A 25,427-nucleotide genomic window follows, 5' to 3' on the forward strand; every position below is an offset into this window, starting at 1 on the left:
CGGTAGCGACCTCCGCAGGCAATGTGCGGAGGTCGCAGCGTCTTTACAGCAAGTTGCCGGCACCTGAGGGGTACATGTTTGCCGTATCGCAGACACGAAGCCTGGGCCCGCATACCATGGGATGGTCTGATCCCTCGTTGGCATGGAGACAATATGGATCCCCGGGAGCGCGAAGTGCGTCGACGCATGCGCGAAAATGAGCTCTACCTTGATTTTGGTCCAGGTTTGGAGGTGCTTGAAGAGGAGCGCATTCACGGCAAGGAGTTGGCTGACAAGTACAACCGCACTTCGGCCAGGGATAGTGCTGGCAGGACTCGGTTGCTGCAGCGGTTGTTCGCGCATGTGGGTAAGGACGTGTGCGTAGAACCGCCATTGCATGTGGCTTATGGTTCTAACACCAGCGTGGGCAATGACGTGTACATGAATTTTGGGACGACCCTGGTGGATGATAGTGAGATTCAAATTGGCAACCAGGTGCTGATTGGTCCGAACTGCACGTTGTCTACGGCGGGCCACCCGATCGACCCGGAATTGCGGGCTACTTACGCCCAGTTTTCCAGCAAGATCACTCTTGAGGACAAGGTGTGGCTTGGCGCTAACGTGACAGTGCTGCCGGGCGTAACCATTGGCCAGGGCGCAGTGGTTGCTGCCGGTTCGGTGGTTACGGCGAACGTGCCTGCCAGGGTGGTAGTGGGCGGTGTCCCTGCCAAAATTTTGCGCCACATTACCGATGCGGACAAGGAGTTCACCTACAAGCCGCCGAAGGATCTGTAACTAGGGTTCGCCCTCGGGATAGCCGCCTTTACTTTTCCAGGCGATGCCGAATCCAGGTGCGGAAGGCTACGGCTGCAGCGCCCCTAGCCCAATCAACGAAGGCCCCATCGCGCACGTGCAGAGTCAGGCCAGGTTCATCCGGATCGTGCATTTGGGCCAGCTTTTCTTTCACGGCCAGTTCCTGCCACCCTGCCAGTTGGGCCAGTTCGCCTCCCACTACTACCTGGGAGACCATCGACACGTTGCCAACTATAACGATGGTGCGGCACAGAGCTTGCGCGTAGTTTTCAAGCACGGCTATCCCAGCAGGGTCGCCCTCTTGCACTATTTGCCGCAAACTGGAAGCAAATTGGTCGGCGTCTGCAATGTCTGCGACGGGTACCCCAACCGCGTGCATGTCATGCGCGAGGGCGGGCATCGACAAGACGGCGCTGGCACATCCACGATGGCCTAGTTTGCACACCACCTCGGGGCCGGCAACCGGCACATGTCCAATAAGTCCGATCCCGGAATACGGGCTGTCAAGGAGTTTCCGCTCCCTTACCACCGCGTGACCGACCCCCATTCCGGTGGTCACTATGGCAAAGTCGGAATACTGCCGCCCCACTCCGTACCAGAGCTCTCCGAGGGCGAAAGCATCCGCGTCGTTCACAAATACCGTAGGTTTCTTCCGCCCCCACTGCGCACCAAGATCCACCTGCCGCCATCCATAAAACGGTGCCCGCGTCACGTACCCGGCAGGGCTTATTGCTCCGCCTAGAGAAACTCCTGTAGCGGTTATCGGGCGATCGGCCTCCGCAGCCAATTCGCGCAACAGCTCTTTGCCTAGGGCTGCCACTGCCGCAACCGAATGGTCTGACAGTTCAGCCTCTAACGATTCACGCACCTGTCCGCGCGCGTCCATGAGCACGGCAGTGGCACCACTGGTGTGGAACGTAATGCCGGCCAGCAACAATTTTGAAGATGGCTGTACAGCAACCACCGGCCGCCCCAGCGTGGGCTGGGTTTCTTCGCCCTCTTCTACTATTCCGGCTCCAAGAAGTTCCTTCACCAGCCTGGTGGCTGACGCCGGCGACAATTCCAGCGTGGCGGCAAGACTGCGCCTACCCACCGGCGCTGAACGCACAATCTCGTATGCGAGCTGCAGGGCAGTTGACCCCATCGTCGTCCCCCATTCCCCTCATGCTGACTAGGTTTATCCCGCATTGGCTTTTATTTTACCGCAAAACAAAGTAGAGTCGAAGTATCACTTTTCAGAGTCGAAAGGTACCTCATGGCGCAGCCGCATATCATCACCCTATCCCGGGGTGGAACCTCATTAGTTTTAGATGTAACACCTGTTCACACGGCTACTCCAATTTATTGGGGCAAGCAGCTACCAGTCGCATCTGACTCCACCCCCCTTGCCGCAAAGTTTTTCACCCCCGGCCTGGCCCCTAGCGCCACCGACTTACCAGCCACACTTAATTTGATTCCGCAACAATCGAATGGCTGGTTAGGGACACTTGGGCTAATCGGGTCCAGGCAGGGCAAAGACTTCGCCCCCCAGTTCTCGCTGACCGCCACAAAGGTGGAAGACGCCAGTGCAGAGCTGTCCTACGAGGCCGCCGACGCCGGCCTCGAACTGCGCCTACATCTACAAGTAACCCCATCTGGTCTCGTACAGGCCAACGCCACCCTGACCAACACTGGACAGGATCCGTACGAACTAACCCGCCTGGCCCTGGCTCTACCTACCCCGGCACGCGAGAGTCGCGTCCTGGACCTGGCATCCCGGCACCTGCGCGAACGCAACCTGCAAACCCACGAGTTCACCATCGGTACCCACACCAGGCAGAACATGGTCAGTCGCGACTTTGCAGGCTCCACCCTGCACGGCACCTGCACTCCGGGTCCTACCTGGACTGATGGAAGTGCCCACCTTCTCCACGTGGCCTACTCCGGCTCAACCCAAACGTGGGCAGAAAAGACGAATTCGGGGATCACGTATCTGGCCGGCGGCGAATACTTGTACCCCGGCGAAGTAGTACTGCAAAGCGGCGAAAGCTACACCAGCCCCACCATGCTGGCCTCCTGGGGAGCAGGCCTCAACGACGCCGCCGCCCGCTACCACGGCTACGTGCGCGCCCTCCCGGCACACCCCGACACCCCCCGGCCCGTCACCCTGAACGCGTGGGAAGCAGTCTACTTTGACCACACCTTGCAGCCCCTCCTAGACCTGGTAGACGAAGCGGCAGCCATCGGCGTGGAGCGATTTGTCCTGGACGACGGATGGTTCGGCTCCCGGCGCGACGACACTAAAGGCCTGGGCGATTGGCACGTCAGCGACGAAGCCTGGCCGCAGGGGCTTTCCCCCATCGTCGATGCCGTCACCAGCAAAGGCATGCAATTTGGCCTGTGGTTCGAACCCGAAATGGTAAACCCCGACTCTGACCTGGCCCGCGCCCACCCCGAGTGGATCCTGGCCCCCACCCGCGAGCGCTCCCCCATGGAAGGACGCCACCAGCAGGTGCTGAATCTGGGCATTAAAGAATGCTTCGACTACCTTTACAACGCCATTGCGAGCCTGCTTAGCGAATACCAAATTTCGTACATCAAGTGGGATTACAACCGCGACATTCTAGAGGGCGGCTCCCGCCTTACCGGTCGGCCTGCCTACCGCGATCACGCCCTCGCCCTGTATGCCCTGCTAGATAAGCTGCGCGCGCAGTTCCCGCACCTAGAGATCGAGTCCTGTTCTTCCGGGGGCGGGCGAATCGACCTGGGCATCATGGCGCACTGCCAGCGCGTATGGGGGTCGGACTGCATTGATCCGCTGGAGCGGCAGGGCATTCACAGGGGTGAACTATTACTGTTGCCGCCCGAGGTAATCGGATCGCACGTAGCCTCCACCACCTCGCACACTACTGGGCGAGCGCACTCGATCGACTACCGCGCGATTACCGCCCTCTTCCAGCACATGGGCATCGAATGGGACCTGCGCAAGGCCACGCCCACCGAGAAGGAGCGGCTAGCCGCCTGGATCAAGGTGTACAAGGAACATCGGGGACTGCTGCATTCCGGCAAAACCGTGCGCGCAGACTACCCCGATGCGGCACTGAGCTGCCGCGGAGTGGTGGGGAACGGGCAGGCCATCTTCGAGCTCAGCTGCACTTCGACCTCGGCAAGTGCGCCCTTTGCGCCCCTCACCTTGCCGGGACTTGCCCCCGAGGGCGAATACGAAGTTCGCCTGCTAGGACCCACCCAAACCGTGTTCGACCTTCGGAGCGCCCCCGCATGGTGGCCACCCGAGGGCGAAGCCGTAGCCATTCCTGGAGCCGTGCTATGCCAAGTCGGCCTTCCCATCCCAACGCTGATTCCCGAATCCGCGCTGCTTTTGCAAGTTTCAAAGAAGAACTAGGAAGCAAGCCATGTCATCAACCAAAGCGCCCGCCAAATTGCGGCGCAAATCAAATAAAGGACTGTGGGGCACCGTCCTCCTGTTCCTGGGGCCGGCCTCTATAGGCCTAATCGCCTTCTACCTGGTCCCAGCCATTCGAGGACTGTACTGGTCGTTCACCGAGTACCACGTGCTGACTCCCCCAAAGTTCGTAGGTACCGCCAACTACGCCCGCATGTTCTCTGACCCACTGTTCTGGAACGCCCTCTGGGTCACCTTCTACTACGTGATCTTGAATATCGGATTCCAGACAATCATTGCCGTGCTATTGGCCGTACTGCTGCACAAACTGACCAAGTCCACGGTAATTCGCGGTATGGCACTGCTGCCCTACTTCGTAGCTAACGTGATCGTAGCCCTGCTGTGGTATTTCATGATGGATTTCAACATCGGCATCGTGAACTCGCTGCTGCAATGGGTAGGCATAGACCCGGTCGCCTTCTTCGGCGACGAAAAATGGGCCATCCCCACCGTCGCCGCCATCAACGTGTGGCGCCACATGGGATACACCGCCCTGCTAGTGTTTGCGGGACTACAAACCATCAACCCACAAGTTTACGAAGCTGCCTCCCTGGACGGGGCTAGCGAGACCCGCAAATTCTTCTCGATCACCCTGCCACTACTGCGCCCGGTCATGGCAATGGTGCTAGTGGTGACCATGATTGGCTCCTTCCAGATCTTCGACACCATCTCGGTCACCACCAAGGGCGGGCCGGTCAACGCCACGCGCGTGCTGTACTTCTACATCTACGACCTAGCATTCGGACAGCTGGACTTCGGATACGCATCCGCCCTAGCGGTAGCCCTATTTGTGCTGCTGCTAGCCGTGGCACTCATCCAGATGAAGCTCATGCGAGCCAGCGAATCCGACGAACTGTGAGGGCAAAAATGACAACCGCAACAGCGCCCGCACACATTGGCGCAAAGAAAAACAAGGGCACAAAGGTTCGCCGCGGCATCGGCCACTACCTGGCCTGGGCATTCCTGATCATCATCCTGGCAATCACCATCCTGCCGTTCCTGTGGATGCTACGCACCTCGCTAACCCCAAACTCCGAGATCACCGGATCGCTAAACAACCTGATTCCAGACAACCCCACTCTGGACGCCTACCGCCGAGTACTGGGCCTAACCTCGCTAGACGAAAACCTGGCACAAGGCGGCGCCGGCGCCCAAATCAACTTCTGGATTTACATGCGCAACTCCGCCGTGGTCTCCACCGTCGTAGCAGTTGGGCAAACACTCTTCTCGGCAATGGCCGCCTACGCCTTCTCAAGGCTGAAGTGGCCGGGCCGAAACATCGTGTTCACCTTCTTCCTATCCGCGCTCATGATTCCGTCAATCTTCACGGCAATCCCCAACTTCGTCCTCATCAAGGAACTGGGCCTGCTGAACACCTACGCCGGGATCGTGCTGCCCACCCTGCTGATGACTCCCTTCGCCATCTTCTTCCTGCGCCAATTCTTCCTTGGAATTCCGCGCGAAATTGAAGAGGCCGCCCTCCTAGACGGGGCCTCGCGCATCGGCACCTTCTTCCGGGTCATTATTCCCATGGCAAAGGCACCCATAACCACCCTGTTCGTGCTGACTTTCATCACCCAGTGGAACGACTACCTGTGGCCACTGCTAGTAGGCCAAAACGAAAAGGTGCGCGTGCTAACCGTGGCGCTCGGCATCTTCCGGTCGCAAACCCCGCAAGGAGCCCCCGACTGGTCTGCGCTCATGGCAGCCACCCTGCTGGCGGCCGTGCCCATCATGATCCTCTTTGCCATCCTGGGCAAGCGAATCGTCAATTCCATCGGCTTCTCTGGCCTGAAGTAGAAGGAGCGGAAAAGTGAGAAACAAACGCAAAGGGATGCTCGCCCTCGCCCTTGGATCTATAAGCGCCCTGCTACTAGCAGGGTGTAGCACCGGCGAGGTCGGAGAAGCAGGCAAGACCACCATCAACTACTGGTTGTGGGACAGCGCCCAGCTACCCGGATACACCGCATGCGAGAAGGCGTTCGAAAAAGAAAACCCCCACATCGACGTTCGCATCAACCAGTACGGATGGGACGACTACTGGACGCAGATCACCGCGTCCATGGTGGCCGAGACGGCCCCAGACGTCTTCATCAACCACACCCAGCAGATGCCAAAGTACCAGCAACTAGGGCAAATACTGGATATCTCCAAATATGCCAAACGCGACCACGTAGACATGTCGGCATACCAGGACGGGCTGGCAGGGCTGTTCCAAGGCAAGGAAGGCAAGGGCCTTTACGGGCTACCGAAGGACTGGGACACCGAAGCCATGTTTTACAACAAGACCTACCTAAAGCAGGCCGGCTACACCCCGGAAGACCTGTGGAAGCTCAGCTGGAATCCCAAGGACGGGGGTACCTTCGAAAAGTTCATCGCCCACATGAGCATTGACAAAAACGGGGTGCGCGGAGACGAAAAAGGTTTCGACCCGAAGCACGTAGAGATCTACGGTATGGGCTACAACGAGTCAGGTGCCGGCTACGGGCAGGTGCAGTGGTCCACCTACGCCCTGTCTAATGGGTGGCGCTACAACGCCGACAAGGACGAGGCCGGCAAATGGATCACCAAGTGGAACTACGATTCCCCCAAACTGACGGAAACTATCGCCTGGTGGAAGGGACTAATCAAGAAGGGATACATGCCCTCCCTCCCAGCCGCTACCTCGGGCGTTGGGACCGTGGAATCGCTAGCCGCAGGTAAGTACGCCACCCTGATCGAGGGGGCCTGGCAGAACGCCAACATCAAACCCAAGATGGAAAAATGGGGCGTAGACGTAGCACCCGGCCCATACGGACCGGCCGGATACAGAGCCTCGGTAATGAACGGCGTGGGCGACTCCATCTTCGCGGGCACGAAACACCCCGAAGAAGCCTGGAAGTGGGTCCGGTTCATGGGCACACCCAAGTGTCAGAACCTGGTTGCCGCACAGGGCGTCGTCTTCCCGTCGCTGAAGGAATCCACCAAGAAAGCAATCAGTACAGTATCGGATATGGGCTATACGGCCACCGCCTACTCTTCATATATGAAAGAGGACGGCCGGACGGTCCCCTCGCCCGTCACCGCCAGGTGGGACCAGATTCAGACGATCATGCAGCCAGCCATGGACGCCGTGGTTGGCGGCAGCAAGCCCCTAGAATCGTTGATGGGCGCAAACAAGCAGGTAAACGCCCTCTTCAAGTAGGCGCTACCAACAAGAAGCCCCGCTTTGCCCCGAATTTTTCGGCCAGCGCAAGGCGGGGCATTTCTTTTGGCGCGGGCAGCAAATTGGGACAATCAGGCAGCGGCTCGGGGCGATCCGCAACAGATGCGGCGTGGGCGCGCTTGTGAAAAGGGGCGTAAAACAGCCCTAAAGTGGGCTTCTGGCTCGCTCAGCTCATACAAATGTGCTACGCATAAAGGGTGAATTTCAGCGCCCATCGTCCCGTTTTGCACGTCCGTCCCGAAAAAGGTTGGTTGTCTAACCCCGCCGGATTATTCCGCGCTTCTGGCGTTACTCACGTCTTTTTTCAACACAACCCCAACTCCACCATTCGTGAACAGGTGCACTGGGGACACGCCACCTCTAGGGACATGCTGCACTGGCACAACGAGCCAGAAGCGCTGCGCCCCGAACTAGACGGCATCGATGACAACGGCTGCTGGGGCGGCACCGCCCTTGCCGAGGGCGACACGGTAAAACTGGTCTACGCGGGCGTAAGCGGCGTCTCGAACGGAATCTGCCAGCCCATCATCGCAACCGGCACCCCGGACACCAAGGTATTCACAGACAAATCCCCTGTGCAGGTAGAAAACCGGCAGGCTGAAGCCGCCAAGCTGGGCGCCCCCTGCGTATTCGTACACGACGGTTTCCGCTACGCCATTCAAGGTGGGCAGGTTGGCGAACGCGGAGGCGTAGTCATTTACGATGCCAACGATTTGGATTCCTGGCGCGAACTGGGCGTGTTCTACAGCGCTGCGGACGCCCCCGGCGCCTTGGAAGCCCCCAACTGGGAATTCCCGCAGCTAGTCCGATTCGGGCAGCGATGGGTATTCTTCATTTCCATGCGCCAGCGCGACACCTTCAAAGATTCCGTCGGCTGGGCTTTGGGCACCATCAATTTCGACGGCGAAGTACCCCACTTCCAGGCCACCAAGGCTGGCAGAGCCGATTCCGGCCCAGACTTCTTCTCGCCAAAAATTGCACTCCTAGACGGGGTGCCCACCATGATGGCGTGGGCTCCCGAATCTAAGGTTCGCCCTCTAGGAGAGGTCGCTAAAGACGGCCTGGCTGGCGCACTAACCTTCCCGCGCATCGTCACCCTAGCCGAAGGCCCCGACGGCGCCTTCCCCTACCTGGCTCCCTTCGAAAAGCTCACCGAGCTGCGCCAGGAAGAGGTAGCACAAGACGAGCTAGCGGGCGTACATGCGTGGGAGGCAGAGTTCACCTCCGCCGGCAAGATCACCCTGGCTAAGCGACGCGACCTAGACGTAGAACCGGGCGACCGGCTGCTAGTAGACGGATCCTTGGTAGAGTTCTACCCGGCAAAGGTAGGCAGGTTCCCCCACACGGAACGCTTCGACCCCACGAACGGGATCAGCCTTGAGCTGCAGGATGCAACGGCAAATTTTTGGAAGTTAGCAGATGGGACGCAAGAGGCGAACTAACAAGTGGGCGCAAGAAGCGCGCCCTCTACAGATACGCCGCCTAGCCTCCACCCCAACCACCCAGGTGCGTGGCGGCAACACCTATCGGGTGCAACGCCTACCCGCGGCAGAGAAGGAATACATCTGCCCCGGCTGCACCCACGTCATCGAGGTCGGCAGCCCCCACGTAGTCGCCTGGATAATCCAGGGCTCCTTCGGGCTGGACCAAGGCGTCGACGCCCGTCGCCACTGGCACCCCTACTGTTGGAACGCCGGCACGGTAGGCCGCTAAAACCCCAATTACAACAGGCCAGCAAAACCCAATTTCTGAGGCTCATCAGGCCACATTTTTCCTTTTGTGCGACTTTTCTGATAATTTTTTAATCTGCGTGGATCTCACTTCCGCTACACCTGCACGGAAGCGGGAAGGAAGCTAGAGTCCCGCATGTACAGCGCGAATATTATGCGCAACAACTAGTTGAGCTTTGCCCCGGACTCTAGAGCCATGGTCCCTGGCGGGGCTCAACTCATTTAAAAACCCCACCCCCACTTCCTTAATGCACCCGGGCGTCCAGTTGTTTCTAATCTTTGCGTATTAGGGTGAAGGGCGTAGCAAAGCGTAACGAGTGGAGATGGGACAATGTCAGTTTTTGATTTCACTGTAAAAGCCGCCGACGGCAGCAACTATGACCTTTCCCAGCACCAGGGAAAAGTGTTGCTCATAGTAAATACTGCCTCTAAATGTGGTTTCACTCCGCAGCTCGAAGAATTGCAGAAGCTACACGAAAAATATGCCGACCAGGGGCTAGTGGTGCTGGGATTCCCCTGCAACCAATTCGCCAATCAGGATCCCGGTTCCAATGACGAGATCCAGGAATTCTGCAAACTAAACTACGGGGTTTCCTTCCCCGTGCTCGCAAAGATCGATGTGAACGGGCGCAACACCGACCCGCTGTTCGAACACCTGAAAACCGAAACGGGCGGTATGTTCGCCGCCATCAAATGGAACTTCACCAAATTCCTAGTGGGACGCGACGGCCAGGTAATCCATCGCTATGCCCCCACCACTAAGCCCTGTTCCTTCGAGGACGCAATCCAAGAGGCGCTCAAGGCTTAGGGCAGGGGCAACTCGCTATTCTTCCTGCGCTGGCTGAGAAGTTTCGGCAGCCAACTGCGTTGCAGCCTGGTCAATCTTGGCCAACGCTTTGTTCGTTAGACCAACCTCGGCCATCAAATTGTTGTGGTAGCAGGGTGAGGCGAACTCGTGTCCCTGCACGTAGGGAAGAATCATCCCGGTAGGCCGACGCTCCGAATCTCCCGTGAACACCGACCGCAGTCGAAGCCCGGCCTCTTTCACGGAAGCCTTCGAAACGATGCCATACTCGCACTTGGAGGTTGCGACCTCGTCTGCGTTATCCGTTGCAGAAGCAACCGGCACCGCGTAGTCGCCCATCTCGATCAGTCGCTTCGAGGTTTTCCCAAACAGGGTGAAGCCGCCAACCTGCACGTCGCCCGCGTATGCCGTGTACGGCACGCCCTCGGGCCAGGCAGGAAGATTCTTGATCTCGACTGAATCGTCACGCATCGCCAGCGCGCCCTGACTGTAGGCGGCGTCGGGCGGACCACCAATGCCGAAACAGAACTGTCCGGTCTTATCTGCCATCGCCGAACACTGCTTCAGCAGCAGTTTTGTAAGTCCAACGGGAATGTTCAGCCCCGGAACCAGCATCGCTCCATCGACCGCATCGAAAGCTACCGATGCGAGCGGCACGCCCGTGTTAGGAGTGCCAAAGGTGATCGCCTGGCCGACCCGAGCAGAAATCGGCTTGCCGTCCTGGTCTACCTTCGCCATTGCTTCGCGGAGCGCCAAGCCACCCATCGAATGGCCCACTACCACGGCCTTCTTGCCGAAAGTATCAGTCACGCATTCAAGCCCCTTGGCCAACCTGTCGCCAATCTGCGGGTCAGTCACCCAGTGCGTGGACACCGGTTCGTAGTTGAACATGAACACTTCCACGTTCGGGTCCTGCTGCAGTTTGCCGATGAACGAAGACTTGATCTCGCTCTTCGCCAGCAATTCCCCGCCAATACCGTTGGCCTCCCGGTCGATCTTCAACGAGAACTGGCTGCCGCCCTCGTCGGCATGATGGCCCCGAGCAGTCCACCCATGCACCAACACCACGGGGATCTTCCCCACGCCATCGCGCACAATCGGCTGGTCAGAATCCGTATGGTCGGAATCCAAAATCGGGGGATGATCCAAGAACGCCGAACACGCATTTACGTCCGGCTCCTCCTGCGTCTGGGGAGTGGCAAGGGCTGTCCCCGCCATCCCCGCTGCAGCCAGCGCGCTCACAGCCGCCACCGCAGATACCTTTCTGAAATGTTTGAACACCATTGTCCTTTCTTTCAATTACCGGGCTGGAAAAATGCCCGGGGTTTTCGGGCCGGCCTACTCGCTTTGCGTGTCAGCGCCGGCGTCGCCCTCTTCAAAAGGCAGAGTGCCAAGCAACGTCCACTTTCCGTTGGACTTGCCAAGTACCGCAGTGTACTTCTCTGCCTGCTGGCCGGGGCGGGTGATTGTTGTAAGCACCATCGCCGTCGTCTCGTCCACATCAGTCCAGGTGCTCTTGTCCACGTCCACCTTGGTGCCCTTCGGGAAGACCTCCGAAAGGTCCACCCCATAGAACTCCTTGGTGTTCGCCGACACCGCCTGATCCGGGTCCTTCGGAGCGTCGGTAACCGTCTTTACGGCCTCTTCGACCTCTTCCTTAGAACGTTCCACCTTGGCAGGCGCTTCCTTGGTGGGAGTAGGCGTAGGCGTTGGCGTCTTCACTTTCGCTTCCGCGGCCGGATCCTTCTGGCCCGCCTGCTTTTGCGGAACAGTGGCACTTGGGATGGTGTCCGATGCTGCCTTCGGAGTCGCTTCCTTGTACGTCCACAAGCTCGCGGCCAGGCCAATCACTACCACCGCCAGTACCACCCCAATGCCGGCCAGGATTAGGTTGCGGGTTCTACTGCTCACCAGCTGCCTCCTGTACCTGCTGGGCAGCGCGCTCGCGCACCACCTTCACTACCGCCTCGTTCGTGTTGACTTCGCGCAGCAAAGCCTCATGGGCGCAAGGGGTGTCGAAAATTGTTGCGGGTCGTTCAACCGAATCGCCCTTTGACAGCAGCTTCAGCCGATCAAAGTCCTCCTTGGCTCCCCAGGTGGAAACAAAGGCGTAGCGGCAAGTCTGCACCTGTGCTTCGTCCGCACCCGCCGTAGCAGATTCTGTAGTTACCAGCGTGTCCCCCAGTGACACCACCGGCTTCGTAGTTTTGCCGAACAGCGACAGCCCACCAATCTGGATGTCACCGGCTAAGTTAGTCACGTGAATACCCTGCGGGATCTGCGGCAATGCTGCCAGTTCAGGTGAGTCTGGGCGCAGCGCCTGCCCACCCCAACCGCGGAATGCATCCACCACTGGCACGCCAATACAGCCTTCATTCTTTTCGTCCATCTTGGCTGCGCACCCCTTCAGGATTCGATCAGCCAAGCGCACGGGCAAACCAATCAGCGGCGCGTCGCTGGCGCCCTCGATAGTTTCATTCAAGGTGCCCGCAATATCGGAACCCTTGTTGGGTGGGGCAATAGCAACCACGTCGCTCACCGCTTCTTGGGCGGCTGTCGGATCCATTTTGCCGAGCGCCTCACGAATCGCCAGCCCACCCATCGAGTGTGTGACCACTACCGCCGGCTTGCCGTACTGCTTTGCCAGGCACGAAAGCCCATTAGCCAGCTTGGCGCCAATTTGCGGATCTGTCACCCAGTGCGAACCCACCTGCGAGTAGTCGAAAGTGTAAGGCTGCGCGCCCGGAACCTGCTGTACCAGCCCGATCATCGAAGAGTGAATATCGCCCTTCGCCAGTAGAGTGCCCGCATGGCCGTTGGCTCGCGAGGCTACGTAATGCGAAAAGTAGCCTTCCCGCCCTTCGTCGTGAGCAATCTTAGAGACCCAACCGTGCACGAACACCACGGGGGTTGCTCCCTGAGGATCCTGCTCCGGGATTGGGGTGCCGTCTGGGCGGGTGTCCGATTTTAGAATCTGTGGCCGCTGCACGAACTGCGCACAAGCGTCGGCGTCCACCGCCTTTTTCGAGGGCAATTCTGCAGCTAAAGCCGGCGCCATTCCCGCCAGCCCTACAGCGCCGGCAGCTGCCGCCGCCAGCAAAGCTTTTGATATTGCAAACCTGCGCTTCATTGCGCTACTCCTCGTCATTGAGAACATTGGCTATTTTTCGAAGCTAGCACAGGCCACCCCACCCGGAAACTGTTGGCAAAAATGTGCAAATTATCTGCCAAGTACGCACACTTTCTCACTGCCAGAGCAAAAAGTGCACCCCCTCCCAACCAGTCACTCCTGCATTATTTAGTATCTGCCAAGGCTGGGCCGAGCCTTAGGCTGCACGTCCGGCCTCTACCTTCAGACTTCGCCACCGCTAGCGGCACTAATTGGCGTGTTCGCTGCTAGCGCTTTGAAAGGGCAGCCTTTAGGCATCCTTGATAGGTTCGTTCTATGGGAAAAACCACCAGTGAGCCTTCTTTTTCAAACCCTATTTTGCGACCACTCCAACCTGTTCAGGACGCGGTGATCGAAGCCAGCGATCTGACCAAGGTCTACGGTCGAGGTTCCAACAAGGTGACGGCCTTAGACCACGTTGATGTGCAGATCGAACGGGGGCGGTTTACGGCCATCATGGGCCCGTCCGGTTCTGGTAAATCCACTCTTATGCACTGCTTGGCTGGCCTAGACCGCACCACCGGCGGGAAGATCATGCTTGACAACATCGAGGTCACTAGCATGAGCCAATCCCGACTCACGAAGCTACGCCGCGACCGCATCGGCTTCATCTTCCAGTCCTTCAACCTAATTCCCACGCTCAGCGCCGAAGAGAACATCACGCTGCCGGCAGACGTGGCCCACCGCAAGCTCGATCCGGAACGTTTCAACACGGTAGTCGATCAGATGGGGCTCCGCGAACGCCTGGCGCACCGGCCCGCCGAACTGTCCGGTGGTCAGCAGCAAAGGGTGGCTTGTGCCCGCGCCCTGGTTGGGGAACCTGCGGTGGTCTTTGCCGACGAACCCACCGGAAACCTAGATTCGACCTCGACCCGGCAAGTACTAGATCGCCTGCGCGGGGCCGTCGACTCCTTCGGACAGACGGTAGTAATGGTGACGCACGAACCCGATGCGGCCGCCTACGCAGACCGGGTGCTATTCCTGGTGGACGGCAAGGTGGTTGCCCAGCTCGATGACCCGAACCCCGATTCGGTATTAGACGCTTTGCGCGAGCTCAATTCCGCCGAGGCGAAGGCCGATTCCTCTGCAAAGAGCGAGCCTGGTCGGCAGGCTGCCCCCGCCGATTCAACACCGCCTAGCCGCGAATCTGCCGGTTCTAGTCCGGCCACTCCTGCCCTGGTGGAAAAAGAAGATGCTCAGGTTCAGCCCGAGGAGCCGCAGCAGGTACCTACCGCTCCTGTCCGTCATGGCTCACATGTGTCTTCGCGCGGGTTTGACGCTCCCCCGGAACCGACCCCGCCCTCCGGAGAGATCCCTCTGGTATTTCCCCCGCGCGCTCGCCGGAAGAATAAGTGATGCTGAAAGTAACTCTGCGCGGAATTAAGGCCCACTTTGGCCGCTTTCTACTAACCATGTTGGCGGTTGCCCTGGGCATCGCCTTCCTCTCGGGCACCCTATCCCTGCGGCAGGTGCTCGATTCCAACTTCAAGTCGCTTACCGCTTCCTCGCGTACGGCGGACATCTACGTGGTTGGACCGAAGATCTCTAGCTCCTCCTCCCCGCTGACCATGCGCGATCAAGTCCCCCTTGACCTGCAGGAAAAGGTACAAAAAGTGCAGGGCGTATCCGAGGTGCGCCCCTACTACGTTTCCATTGCGGTGCTCATGAAGCAGGACGGCACTCCGCTACGGACTGCCGGTACGGCCACCGCCCAGGTGGTAGAGCCCGGCCCCGGTGGCCCCAAACTGGTAAGTGGGAAGGCCCCGGCTAAGAATCAGGTAGCTATCCCCCACAAGGACGCGAAAAAGCTAGGAGTCAAGATCGGCGACAAGGTGAAGTTTGTCGTCGAGGGCACTCCCTTAGACTTCACCGTCAGCGGTTTTTACAAGCTGCCCATAGATATTCAGGCCTACCAGATCGTCTACATGAATCCCGAGCAAGCCAGATCACTACTGGGTGCTTCCGGCAAATCCATGTACCTGTCGGTCAGCAAAAATAAGGGCGCCAGCACTACGGCGGTAGTCCACAACATCAATAAGGTTCTGGACCGCGGCACCGAGGCGATGACGGCCTCGAAGCTGGCAGACGAGGACAACAAGACCATCGACCAGGTCCTCGGTTTCGTCAATACCTTCCTGCTCGTGTTCGTCCTTCTTGCCCTGTTTGTTGGCACCTTCATCATTGGCAATACTTTCCAGATGTCGGTGAAGGCCCGTACCAAGGAATTTGCCCTGATGAGGGCGGTCGGGGTTTCGTCGGGCCAGATCTTCCTTTCCGTAGCGCTCGAGTCGGTAGTAATCGGCCTGATTGGCTCCATCATTGGTGTTGCTTTGGGCGCCGGCTTGCTGGCAGCTATGGGAGCACTAATCTCCGCCGCCGGGCTGCCTCTCAAGGTCGGAGGAGCCATGTCGCTGGGCATCATCTTGCTCTCGATTGCCATCGGCACCGTCGTCACCGTTCTGGGTGCACTATTGCCTGCTCGGCATGCGGCTTCCATTGCGCCTATCGAGGCAATGCGCACCGCCGAGGGCGCAAACGAAAAGCCCCTCACTTTGCGCACTATTGTTGGCGTCATTCTTACCGCCGCCGGTTTGTTCCTGACCTGGACGGCTGCCACCGGCAAGGTCACTTTCAGCCAGCCCGGCATCATGCTGGGCGTTGGGGCAGCAGCCCTGCTGTTTGGAATCATCGCGTTGCTGCCTATTCTTGCTAGGCCGATCGCGTGGCTGCTGGCTTGGCCGCTGCGAATCTTCCGGCCACACGGACGCCTTGGCCTGCGCAATGTGCTGCGATCTCCGCGCCGCATCGCTTCCACTGCCGGTGCACTACTGATTGGCATGGCCCTGGTTTCGGCCGGGTCCACGTTGGCGTCCTCGGTGCGCGATTCGACCGCGGATCAGATGAAAAATGAACTGAAGGCGTCGCTGATAGTGCGCACTATCGAGGGCGTAAAACCCACTGCCCTGACCAAGCCTGTGAAGGATAAGATTCTGCAGGTCGAGGGCGTCAAGTCGCTAAACGATTCGCTCCAGATGGGCGTTGCTGCCGGCTATGGGCCAAAGCAAACTGCGCAGGATGCTTCCCCCTTGTTGCTCGGTAGATTCGACGCAGATGCCATGGCTAAAGACTTGAATCTGGCAGTCACCGCCGGCAAGATCGCCAACCTGGGCGAAGGCAAGATTGCGCTCTCGGATAGCGCCGACAAGGACATGAAGGTGGGCACCAAGGTCCACGTGATTGGCAGTAGCGGCACGCCGCGCGAATTGACGGTGGTTGCCCGCTACGATTCCGCAGTTCTTCGCACTACCGGACTGGTCAGCCCTGCCGAGGCCGACAACATTGGTCTTTCCCAAACCGTTTCCGGCAACGCGTTCTTGCGGGTGAACGATCCGAAGGATCACAAACAAGTTGAGCGTATCCAGAAGGACGTGCAGGACATTCTGAAGAAGACTTACACTTTCGAGGTCATGACTCCTGCCGAACTGGATTCGGCCACCGAAGCTGGAATTAACCAGACCATGGGCATCTTGTATGGCCTGCTTGGCCTGTCCATCGTCATCGCGATCTTGGGAATCATCAACACCCTGTCGCTTTCCGTTTCGGAACGCACCCGCGAGATTGGCCTGATGAGGGCGGTGGGCATGTCCCGGCTAGGTATTGCCGGAACCATCACCATCGAGTCGGTGCTGATCACCATCTTCGGCGCACTCACCGGCATCATTACCGGTTGCTACCTGGGGTGGGCGCTGCTGAAGTATTTGGGTTCTTCTGGGATCAACACCATTTCTATTCCGTGGCCAACCATCGCGATCCTGGCCGTCGGCTCTATCCTGGTTGGCATCATCGCGGCAATAATCCCTGCCGCCAGCGCTTCTCGCAAGCCCATCCTGGACGCAATCACCGAAGAATAGGGGGGTACCTTCCCAGGCCATAAGCTCACAAAAAACATGCAAAAGGCGATAACTTTCTTAAATAGTGGCAAAATGATGCCAGTACGTACAGTAAGCCTAGGAGGCCAATGTGACTAGTCCTTCCGTAGACCCAAAGGCGAATGCAGGCAGCACCGCCGCCCCAACCAACACAGCTAAACCTATCCGCACTCAGTCCGGATCTTCGTTGGGGGAACTATTTTCGAAGCTATCTGACCAGGTGCACACTCTTGTGCAAGGCGAAATCGACCTGGCTAAAGCCAAGGCCACTGTCATGGCCAAGAAGTGCGGCACCGGTGGCGCACTGCTAGCAGTTGCAGGCGTACTAGCCCTTTACATGCTCGGCATTTTGCTGTGGGCAGCCATATACGGCATTGGCGTAGCACTGCCTATGTGGGCATCTTGCCTGATCGTGGCCGGTGTGCTGCTAGTTATTATTCTTATTCTGGCGCTGGTCGGCCTCTCTCAACTGAAGAAGGGCACCAAGGACAAGCCGGATCCACAAAAGGGTTTCAAACAATCTATCGACGCGGCTAAGACCGGAGCACAGAAGGGACTAGGCAAGTGAGCGACAATCGCACCCCCGAACAGATCGAAGAAGAACTGCGGCGTGCTCGCCAGGATATGCAGGACACTGTGGATCAGCTGGCAGCCCAGCTCGACCCCAAGGTGAAGGTCCAGGAATTTAAGGACACTGCCAAGGTAAAGAGCCAGGAGTTCAAAGAGAGCGCCAAAGTCAAGGGCCAGGAAGCAAAAGTGAAAGCACAATCACTTTTCGAGGCTGCTCAGGCTGGCGACACGAAGGCTATCGGCACAATTGCCGGTGCAGCTGGAGCCCTAATTACCGCTTTGGGAATTGCCTATTTTGCCAAGCGAAACTAACCATTTCTTTACGCGAACATGGGTTCGCCACAAGCATATGGTTAGCGTAAGGGTGCAACGAAGTTGTACCCTATAGACACGAAACATTTAAGTTGAACATCCGGGACGCACGTTTGTGCCTTCCCGACGAGAAGAATAGAGGGGGTCGACCCCATGGGGCGCGGCCGTCAGAAGGCGAAACAGCGTAAGGTTGCACGTAAGCTGAAGTATTTCAGCACTGATACAGATTACGCGGCATTGCAGCGCGAACTTGCGGCTCAACGTGGCGAGACCATTGATACGGACGACCAAGGGTCGTACGAGGATGATCCGTACGCAAAATACGCCGATAAGTACGCAGATATGTATGCTGACGACGACGCTGATGACTGGGAAGACTGGGCATCGGCACACCGCTGATTAGTATTTTTTGGTGGCCCGACCTGTTAGGTCGGGCCACCAAAACGTTTAAGCCCTAAAGTTCCACATTCCGCGTCGCCTGCTAGAAGCATCGGCCAATGGCAGCCGCATACGTTGCCAATCAGGCGAGGGCGTAGCTACCAGTTAGCACTACCTTGCCGCCCTTTACGCCTTTCGCTTCAGAGATGACGCGTCCGGTAGCGGTAGGATCGGATTCAACCTGACCCAGAATTGCAGACTCGCAGCCTGCCTGGCGGGCGCATTCGCGCACGGCATCCACGCTGTCTGGAGCGCACACAGCAACCATGCCGATGCCCAAGTTCAATGTCATTTCTAGATCGTCCCAGGAAACATTGCCCTGAGTGCGCACCCAGTCAAAAACTGCAGGCACCTTCCAAGAACCGCGGTCTACAACGGCTCCCAACTCTAGCGGCAGGACGCGGGCCAGATTTGCTGCCAGACCACCGCCGGTCACGTGGGACAGAGCGTGCAGGCCTTCGACGCCGACCTCGTCCTTAATCTGCAGGCAGAGGCGCGAGTAGAGGCGAGTGGGTTCTAACAATTCCTCGCCTAACGTGCGCCCGAATTGTGCCACCTGCGCGTGCAGATCGGCCTTAGAAACCTCGAGCACGCGCCTGACTAGCGAGTACCCGTTCGAGTGCAGCCCGGAAGCGGCAAGCCCAACCAGCACGTCCGATTCGCGAACACGGTCGGCACCAAGCATCTGGTCGGCCTCGACAACACCCGTCGCAGCCCCAGCAATGTCGTAATCGTCGGCACCCATCATCCCAGGATGCTCGGCGGTTTCCCCACCCAGCAACGGAGTGTCAACGGCGGCACATGCCTCGGCTACCCCACGCACAATGTCTGCGATGCGCTGCGGCTGCACATGCCCGCAAGCAATGTAGTCAGTCATCAGAAGAGGGCGTGCCCCCACTACCGCAATATCGTCTACCACCATGCCGACCAGGTCCTGGCCGATCGTGTCGTGAATATCCAGGGCCTGCGCAATAGCGATCTTCGTGCCTACCCCGTCAGTAGACGTGGTCAGGTACGGCTTCTTCATACCTGCCAGGGCAGAAGCGTCGACCATACCGGCGAAACCGCCGATACCGCCAACCACCTGCGGGGTGAAGGTGCGCGAAACGGCCTCCTTCATCAGTTCTACGGCCTGGTCGCCAGCAGCGGTGTCAACTCCCGCAGAAGCGTAGGTGATTTCTTCAGACATGAGTGCCCTTTCTTAGATTATTCGGCCCAGACCTGCTGGCTGGTAACCGCGCCCTTACCGCCGGGGACAGGGGTGCCCGCGGGGATGGAAATTGGGTAGTCCCCATTGAAGCAGGCCATGCACAGGGTGGAAGGATCCTGCCCGGAAGCCTTGACCATGCCGTCAATACTCAGGTAACCAAGCGAATCGGCCTGAATAGACTCGCAAATCTGGTCAGTATTCATAGATGCGGCAATCAGTTCGGCGCGAGTAGCAAAGTCGATGCCGAAGAAACAGGGCCACAGCACGGGCGGGGAAGAGATGCGCACGTGCACTTCGGCAGCGCCGGCCTCGCGCAACATGGACACGACCTGCCGCTGCGTATTGCCGCGCACAATCGAGTCATCTACCACGATCAAGCGCTTGCCCTCAATAATTTCGCGGATCGGATTCAGTTTCAGCCGAATGCCGCGCTGACGCATGATCTGGGTGGGCTGAATGAATGTGCGGCCCACATACGCGTTCTTGACCAGGCCTTGCTGGAACGGGATACCGCTTTCTTCGGCATACCCAATGGCAGCGGGCGTGCCCGAGTCCGGGGTTGCCATAACCAAGTCGGCCTCTACCGGGTGTTCCTTGGCTAGTGCCGCCCCCATTTCGCGGCGGGACTGGATGATGGACCGACCTCCGATGCGAGTGTCAGGACGGGCCAGGTACACGTATTCGAAGGCGCACACGTTCGGAGTGGACTTCGCAAAACGGTAGGACCGCACCCCCGAGTGGTCGATCGAGATCAATTCGCCGGGCTCTATTTCGCGAACCACGGTAGCGCCCACAATGTCGAGGGCGGCGGTTTCCGATGCCAGGGCCCACCCATGCGGTAGCCGGCCCAGCACAAACGGACGCACCCCGTGCGGGTCACGGGCGGCGTACAGGTGTTGCTCGTCCATGAACACGAGCGAGAAGGCACCCTTCAGATGAGGCAGGACGCGGAGTGCAGATTCAATCAGCGGCGCTGGCGCCTCGCCTACAAAGGTGTCGTTTGCGCCCTTGATGCGCGCCCCCTCTATGCCGCCCTCGGGCAATTCCCACCCGATCTGCGAAAGTTTGTCACCTGAGCCTAACAGCGCGTTGATAAGCGCGGTGTCTGTAGAAGCACCCCGAGCTACCTCTCCACGCGATCCCAGCTTGTTCATTACGATCTCGCGTAGCTGCTTCGTGTTCGTCAGGTTGCCGTTATGGGCCAGGGCGAGCGTGCCCGTGCCAGAGGGGCCAAGCGTAGGCTGAGCGTTTTCCCACACGTCCGCCCCAGTGGTGGCGTAACGCGCGTGCCCAATGGCCGCATGCCCCTTCAGCCCTTCTAGAGCCTGGTCGTTAAATACCTGGCTGACTAGCCCCAAATCCTTGTACACCAGGATCTTTTCGCCATTCGAGGTGGCGATACCGGCCGATTGCTGGCCGCGGTGCTGCAGGGCGTAGATGCCGAAATAAGTTAACCTAGAAACGTCCTCTTCTGGAGCCCAAACTCCGAATACGCCGCACTGATCTTGTGGTGCAGGGTCATCGTGGGGATCCAAAGAATGGCTCAGATTGCCGTCGCCGCGTATCACGCGCCCATTCTTTCATGTTTTGGCGCGAAGACACCAAATGTTCCTGAAGAAATTTCCCCATTTTGGAAAGAATCAGCCAACTCTGGATGCCCGATTTCCGCGAGTGCGGGATGCCCGGCCCCAATTGTTTCCTCTGAGTTGTTGCACACAACCAGCAATTCACCGCTCCCATCCGCGGCGCTGGCCCGGTAGGAGATTACTTCGTTTTCAATATGAGTCACTTCGATTTTTGCGTGCGCCAGCCACGGGTGGCGACGACGCAGTGCTATGAGGGAGGCATAGTAGTGCCAAAATTTCTTTTGCCGATCAGTAGTAACGCCGGCCGTGGCAGGCAGACTCGGCCGGATCGCGTCATCCCCGCCTGCCCGTTCCTCTTTTACGCCCTGGTACCCCAGTTCGTCGCCGTAATAGATCGATGGCACCCCTGGCAGAGTCAGCAGTATTGCTGCTGCCTGCCCCACCTGCCCAGGAGTTAGCCGGGAGGCGATTCTGGTCACGTCGTGGTTTGAAAGGAAGGTTTGCGGCCAAAAATGTTCACAAAATTCCAGGTGACGAGTTAGGTTCCACTGCAATTCATAAAAGTTGTGGTCGCTTAGCGAAGACCAGATGGACTTCCACAATTCATACTGGGTTAGTGAATCCCACCCCGCCTGCGCGACCAGCTGCGGATAGTCGCCGTGGATTACCTCGCCGAACACCCACAGATGCGGATACTTCCGACGGAGCGGCGGCAGGATCTGCGCCCACAGTTGTGGGTCTACCGCGTATGCGGCGTCTAGGCGCCACCCGTCTAGTCCCCGTCCACTCCAGTAGTCCATTACTTTGCCGATCAAGGCGCGCACCTGGGTGTTTCCGTGGTTGAGGGCGGCCAAGCCGGCATGGCCTTCAAAAGTGTCGTAGGCGGGCAGTCGCCCGGGATGCCAGTCGGTAAACTCTGCCCGGAAAAAGTCTGCGTATGGCGATTGCGGGCCCCGCTGCACCACGTCGCGCATTTGCGGGCAGTAGGGCGAAACGTGGTTGAACACCCCGTCAGCTAATACCGCCATCCCTTGCCGGTGAGCGTACTCGATAAAAGCAGAAAAGTCCTCCATTGTGCCTAGGCGTGAATCGATGCGGAAGTAGTCGATGGTGTCGTATCCGTGCGAGTAGGACTGGAAAATGGGCCCCAACAAAATGGCGTTTGCCCCCAACCGGCGAGCATGATCTACCCACGTCCCCAAATCCGCGAGCGTGCGCACGGGCCGGAAAGGGCCTTTTTCTGGCACCTCTATTTCGGGATTTAGTTTGGGCGCCCCCAGTGCTCCTAGCGGGTAGAGTTGCCAGCAGATTGCGTGCTCGCTAAATTCAGCCATGGTTCAATTCTGCCGCATCCACACCAGTTTTTCTGCGTTTCCCCGCTCCCACACACGTTTTACGTATTGGCAGCACTGTGCCGATTGTAGGCATTTTCTGGACTAATTCCAGATTAGGTGTTAGGGTAAGTATGTATGTTTGGGGCGCGCTAGAAATAATGGCGACGCCTACGAACAAGAATTTAGGCTCGCGTAATGCGGCCGGAAAGGAAAGCACATGGTCAAGGTTGAAGGAATCGTAAGCGACACCCTGCAGCAGACTCTGGTTGATCTGATTTCGTTGGAACTGCAGGCAAAGCAGGCACACTGGAACATCAAAGGCCCGCGTTTCCGCGCACTGCACCTGGCGCTTGACGAGGTCGTCGACCTGGTCCGCAACAACGCTGACGAAGTTGCAGAACGCCTAGCCACTATTGGCGGCAACCCGGATGGACGCGAATCCACCGTTGCTAAGACCTCGACTCTAGACGAGCTAGAGGCTGGCGACCTGCCCGTAGACAAGACTTACGAGGTAATGGCCGAGCGCGTACAGACCGTATGCGACAAGATTCGCCAGAACCTATCCGAGGCCGACGAAGCAGACCCCATCACTGGCGACCTACTGATTGGTGTCGTTTCCGGACTCGAACAGCAGGCTTGGTTCCTGCGCGCAGCCACCAAGTAGTACTGCGACTACAAGACTAAAAGAGGCTCACCCTTTGGGGTGGGCCTCTTTTTATTACCTTCATGCCGCCCGTGCGAGAGCGAAAGCAACCTGCCGTTTTTCCAGGTCAGCCTTGGTAAGATCCACTTCAACCCGTTCCCCAACGGGCAGGTCTTCGCCCTCGACGGGGGCCATGATCGCGGGATCTGAAAGCATGATGTGTCCGCTGTGTTCTTTAGCGTCTAGGATTACCCCGCTGTATGTTTCGCCCTCGTGCCCGGAAAGGGTGAGGGCCTCCATGGCGGCAATGACTTCCTTTTCGTTCTTTGCCCCGGCCTGGCGTGCCTTCCCCATTTCCGAGGGAAGCTGCGGCAATGCGTCCAGTACCCAACCTGGAATGAATTCTTCTGCTGCTCCCCCGCCGGCATCCTGCCGCCGCGTGTCAGCCCACGCCAGTTCTAGCGAGAAGCGGTCGACTAGGCGCCGCAGCGGGGCGGTCGAGTGCGCATATTCGGCAGCAATGGCCGAATGGACCACGCGCCGGTCCTGTACCGGGAACAGTTCGCCTATCGGATCGCGCCCGCCAATTGCCGGCCCGTACACCAGGTAGCCGGAGCCTCGGAACAGCGATGCAGCCCGATCCATGAAAGCGTTGTGCGCTGGATTGGCCTCGTCCAAAGTGGGCACTAGCTGCGGGTATGACATTTCCAGCGGCCAGGAAACCCCCAGCGCCCTGGCGGCGCGGCGAAGGCGGGCTACGTCCTCGTTCTTTGCGGGCGGCAGTGTGCACACCACCCCTACCCCCAGGCGCCGCATCCCGGCTGCAGCACACATCCCTGTAAGCAGGGACATGTGGGCATTCCAGTTTTCGACGGGGAGCGAGGCCCGGAAGCGCAGCTGGTATCCGCCTCTAAGTTTTTCTACCTCTTGTTCGGGCAGCGGCAGCGATACTCCGCCCCGATCCTGTTCGCGCTCAATGCGCAGCAATCCCAATTCCTGCAGCAGAGCGGGCAGGGCAGGATCAGCCGCCGGCGGCAACTTCCCCTTCCCGTCCACCGCGTCTTGCACCTGCTGGTAGTCCAGTTGCGCACGCGAAATTACGGCCGCCAGATCGACCCGCCAAGAGACAACCTGCCCCTCTTCGTCCAGGGCAATGCGCCACAGGAACGAGGGCGTCACCTGCCCGGGTAGCAAGGATGCGGCTCCTGCGGACAGCTCACGCGGGTGCAGGGGAACAGAACCGTCTGGGAAATACAGCGTGTTGCCGCGCGCATGCACCTCGGCGTCCAGTTCCGAGCCGGGCTCCACGAAGCAGGACAGCGCTGCGATCGAATAGGCAAGCAGATATTTGGCCTTCGCGGGAGCGTCCTGGTGCCGCAACTGGGTCACGTGTTCGGGAACCTCGTGCTGGCCGGCCAATGCCTCTTCGGGCAGATCAGAAACTTTGGCGATAGCGATGGCCTGGTCCAGGTCTTTAGATTCGGGTGGGTCGATGGTGACCAGGGGGATAGCCGTGCCATCTAGACGCGGGTACGTGGGCGGATAGTCGGCAGGGATCGCACTACCGTCGCCAACTTGCAAGGGCACTACCTGCCAGGGCTTTTCTGCCTGTGCGCCACCCCCAGCTGCCGCGACACTAACTTGCGGGTGCAACTGGCGCTCCCACTGCTGCCAGCGTTCGGCACTTTGTTGTGCTTCCTGGGTTGCCCCCTGTGGGAATGCGGTGGGCACTTGGTTGTTCTTGCGGATTAAGTCGAGCACCGGGACCAATACGTCCGGGGCTACAGGGTAGATCTGCCTCCTACGCGTCATGTAATCAGGGTCTCACGTACGGGACCGATGCGCGCGTCAGGACAAACCGGTTATTTCCGGCCGTCCCGACTAAGGCAATTTTTGGGGAATACTTAGATGTCTAGGTCTTTGCCCAGCACGTAAGAAACGGCCCGCACAGCAGCTTCGTTTTCAGATTCGACAATCAGAGTGTCGCCCTGACCTGCTGCCAAGGTCATTAGCATCATTACGGAAGAGGCGTCTACGGGTTCGCCCTTTTCAGAACGGATCGTTACAGGCTCGGCGAAGTCAGCCGCGGCCTGGGCAACCTTGGCTGCCGGGCGGGCGTGTAGACCAACGGAAGAACCTACTTTCACGGTCTTGCTGAACAAGCTATCTCCTTATCTGTACGTTAGATTTTCTGGCGTCTCCAACAGGGTACACAGTAAGCACTGAGTGAGAAACTTTGTGCCTAAGTCGCGGCCAAAGTAA

At 58.7% G+C, this 25,427-nt stretch carries 23 protein-coding genes; 14 read left to right on the forward strand and 9 right to left on the reverse strand.

The window, feature by feature from the left end; genetic code table 11:
• The first annotated feature begins 153 nt into the window (after positions 1–153).
• Positions 154–774: a sugar O-acetyltransferase gene (locus AC1EKG_RS08650; protein WP_004808383.1), complete on the forward strand. Its 621-nt coding sequence runs from the start codon at positions 154–156 to the stop codon at positions 772–774.
• Between the two features lie 28 nt (positions 775–802).
• On the opposite strand, the gene AC1EKG_RS08655 is transcribed toward AC1EKG_RS08650, so the two are convergent.
• Positions 803–1,936 (reverse strand): ROK family protein, encoded by a 1,134-nt coding sequence (locus AC1EKG_RS08655; protein WP_004808381.1) that lies wholly within the window; start codon positions 1,934–1,936, stop codon positions 803–805.
• 111 nt (positions 1,937–2,047) lie between these two features.
• On the opposite strand from AC1EKG_RS08655, the gene AC1EKG_RS08660 reads away from it, so the two are divergent.
• The 7 genes from AC1EKG_RS08660 to AC1EKG_RS08690 all read left to right on the forward strand — a co-directional run bounded on the left by AC1EKG_RS08660 (position 2,048) and on the right by AC1EKG_RS08690 (position 9,977).
• On the forward strand, positions 2,048–4,174 hold the full coding sequence (locus tag AC1EKG_RS08660) for an alpha-galactosidase (protein ID WP_004808379.1): 2,127 nt from the start codon (positions 2,048–2,050) through the stop codon (positions 4,172–4,174).
• 10 nt (positions 4,175–4,184) lie between these two features.
• A complete protein-coding gene (locus AC1EKG_RS08665; RefSeq protein WP_004808377.1) occupies positions 4,185–5,093 on the forward strand; it encodes a carbohydrate ABC transporter permease in 909 nt (302 codons plus the stop codon).
• Between the two features lie 8 nt (positions 5,094–5,101).
• Positions 5,102–6,034 carry a carbohydrate ABC transporter permease gene (locus AC1EKG_RS08670; protein WP_004808376.1) on the forward strand — a complete coding sequence of 311 codons (933 nt, stop codon included), beginning with the start codon at positions 5,102–5,104 and terminating at the stop codon, positions 6,032–6,034.
• A 13-nt stretch (positions 6,035–6,047) separates the two neighbouring features.
• Complete coding sequence (locus tag AC1EKG_RS08675; protein WP_082149295.1) at positions 6,048–7,418, forward strand: ABC transporter substrate-binding protein; 1,371 nt, start codon at positions 6,048–6,050, stop codon at positions 7,416–7,418.
• Positions 7,419–7,636: 218 nt separating this feature from the next.
• A complete protein-coding gene (locus tag AC1EKG_RS08680; RefSeq protein WP_004808373.1) occupies positions 7,637–8,881 on the forward strand; it encodes a glycoside hydrolase family 32 protein in 1,245 nt (414 codons plus the stop codon).
• Positions 8,859–9,152, forward strand: a complete 294-nt coding sequence (locus tag AC1EKG_RS08685; RefSeq protein ID WP_004808371.1) for a hypothetical protein — start codon at positions 8,859–8,861, stop codon at positions 9,150–9,152. Before AC1EKG_RS08680 ends, AC1EKG_RS08685 begins: the two co-directional genes overlap by 23 nt.
• A gap of 348 nt (positions 9,153–9,500) precedes the next feature.
• Entirely contained in the window at positions 9,501–9,977 is a 477-nt protein-coding gene (locus AC1EKG_RS08690) for a glutathione peroxidase (RefSeq protein WP_004808369.1), read from the forward strand.
• A 15-nt stretch (positions 9,978–9,992) separates the two neighbouring features.
• Here AC1EKG_RS08690 and AC1EKG_RS08695 read toward each other — a convergent pair whose 3' ends face one another.
• From AC1EKG_RS08695 to AC1EKG_RS08705, 3 genes are read right to left on the reverse strand one after another with little or no spacing between them, the layout of a single operon-like run.
• Positions 9,993–11,258 carry an esterase/lipase family protein gene (locus tag AC1EKG_RS08695; RefSeq protein WP_040315508.1) on the reverse strand — a complete coding sequence of 422 codons (1,266 nt, stop codon included), beginning with the start codon at positions 11,256–11,258 and terminating at the stop codon, positions 9,993–9,995.
• Positions 11,259–11,312: 54 nt separating this feature from the next.
• The gene (locus AC1EKG_RS08700; protein ID WP_004808365.1) at positions 11,313–11,885 is read right to left on the reverse strand and encodes a hypothetical protein; all 573 of its coding nucleotides are present in this window, start codon (positions 11,883–11,885) and stop codon (positions 11,313–11,315) included.
• Entirely contained in the window at positions 11,875–13,104 is a 1,230-nt protein-coding gene (locus AC1EKG_RS08705) for an esterase/lipase family protein (RefSeq protein WP_004808363.1), read from the reverse strand. Before AC1EKG_RS08705 ends, AC1EKG_RS08700 begins: the two co-directional genes overlap by 11 nt.
• A gap of 315 nt (positions 13,105–13,419) precedes the next feature.
• Between AC1EKG_RS08705 and AC1EKG_RS08710 the strand changes: the two genes are divergently transcribed.
• The 5 genes from AC1EKG_RS08710 (at position 13,420) to AC1EKG_RS08730 (ending at position 18,353) form a co-directional block, all read left to right on the forward strand.
• Positions 13,420–14,499: an ABC transporter ATP-binding protein gene (locus AC1EKG_RS08710; protein ID WP_004808361.1), complete on the forward strand. Its 1,080-nt coding sequence runs from the start codon at positions 13,420–13,422 to the stop codon at positions 14,497–14,499.
• Positions 14,499–17,054 (forward strand): ABC transporter permease, encoded by a 2,556-nt coding sequence (locus AC1EKG_RS08715; RefSeq protein ID WP_048707885.1) that lies wholly within the window; start codon positions 14,499–14,501, stop codon positions 17,052–17,054. Before AC1EKG_RS08710 ends, AC1EKG_RS08715 begins: the two co-directional genes overlap by 1 nt.
• A gap of 109 nt (positions 17,055–17,163) precedes the next feature.
• Positions 17,164–17,640: a phage holin family protein gene (locus AC1EKG_RS08720; RefSeq protein ID WP_004808358.1), complete on the forward strand. Its 477-nt coding sequence runs from the start codon at positions 17,164–17,166 to the stop codon at positions 17,638–17,640.
• Positions 17,637–17,954, forward strand: a complete 318-nt coding sequence (locus AC1EKG_RS08725) for a DUF3618 domain-containing protein (protein ID WP_004808357.1) — start codon at positions 17,637–17,639, stop codon at positions 17,952–17,954. Before AC1EKG_RS08720 ends, AC1EKG_RS08725 begins: the two co-directional genes overlap by 4 nt.
• 153 nt (positions 17,955–18,107) lie before the next feature.
• Positions 18,108–18,353 (forward strand): DUF3073 domain-containing protein, encoded by a 246-nt coding sequence (locus AC1EKG_RS08730; RefSeq protein ID WP_004808355.1) that lies wholly within the window; start codon positions 18,108–18,110, stop codon positions 18,351–18,353.
• 121 nt (positions 18,354–18,474) lie between these two features.
• Here AC1EKG_RS08730 and purM read toward each other — a convergent pair whose 3' ends face one another.
• From purM to AC1EKG_RS08745, 3 genes are read right to left on the reverse strand one after another with little or no spacing between them, the layout of a single operon-like run.
• A complete protein-coding gene (purM, locus tag AC1EKG_RS08735; protein WP_004808353.1) occupies positions 18,475–19,581 on the reverse strand; it encodes a phosphoribosylformylglycinamidine cyclo-ligase in 1,107 nt (368 codons plus the stop codon).
• 17 nt (positions 19,582–19,598) lie between these two features.
• Complete coding sequence (gene purF, locus AC1EKG_RS08740; protein ID WP_004808351.1) at positions 19,599–21,170, reverse strand: amidophosphoribosyltransferase; 1,572 nt, start codon at positions 21,168–21,170, stop codon at positions 19,599–19,601.
• Positions 21,167–22,522 (reverse strand): alpha-amylase family glycosyl hydrolase, encoded by a 1,356-nt coding sequence (locus tag AC1EKG_RS08745; RefSeq protein ID WP_004808350.1) that lies wholly within the window; start codon positions 22,520–22,522, stop codon positions 21,167–21,169. Before AC1EKG_RS08745 ends, purF begins: the two co-directional genes overlap by 4 nt.
• Before the next feature lie 217 nt (positions 22,523–22,739).
• Here AC1EKG_RS08745 and AC1EKG_RS08750 point away from each other — a divergent pair, with 217 nt between their 5' ends.
• Positions 22,740–23,186, forward strand: coding sequence for a Dps family protein (locus tag AC1EKG_RS08750; RefSeq protein ID WP_481067829.1), 447 nt, complete (start codon positions 22,740–22,742; stop codon positions 23,184–23,186).
• A gap of 60 nt (positions 23,187–23,246) precedes the next feature.
• Here the strand turns inward: AC1EKG_RS08750 and AC1EKG_RS08755 are convergent, their stop codons facing one another.
• Positions 23,247–24,977, reverse strand: a complete 1,731-nt coding sequence (locus AC1EKG_RS08755) for an RNB domain-containing ribonuclease (RefSeq protein WP_004808346.1) — start codon at positions 24,975–24,977, stop codon at positions 23,247–23,249.
• 92 nt (positions 24,978–25,069) lie between these two features.
• Complete coding sequence (locus AC1EKG_RS08760; RefSeq protein ID WP_004808343.1) at positions 25,070–25,327, reverse strand: HPr family phosphocarrier protein; 258 nt, start codon at positions 25,325–25,327, stop codon at positions 25,070–25,072.
• Between the last annotated feature and the right edge of the window lie 100 nt (positions 25,328–25,427).

Source organism: Winkia sp. C0117E2 (genome assembly GCF_056590455.1).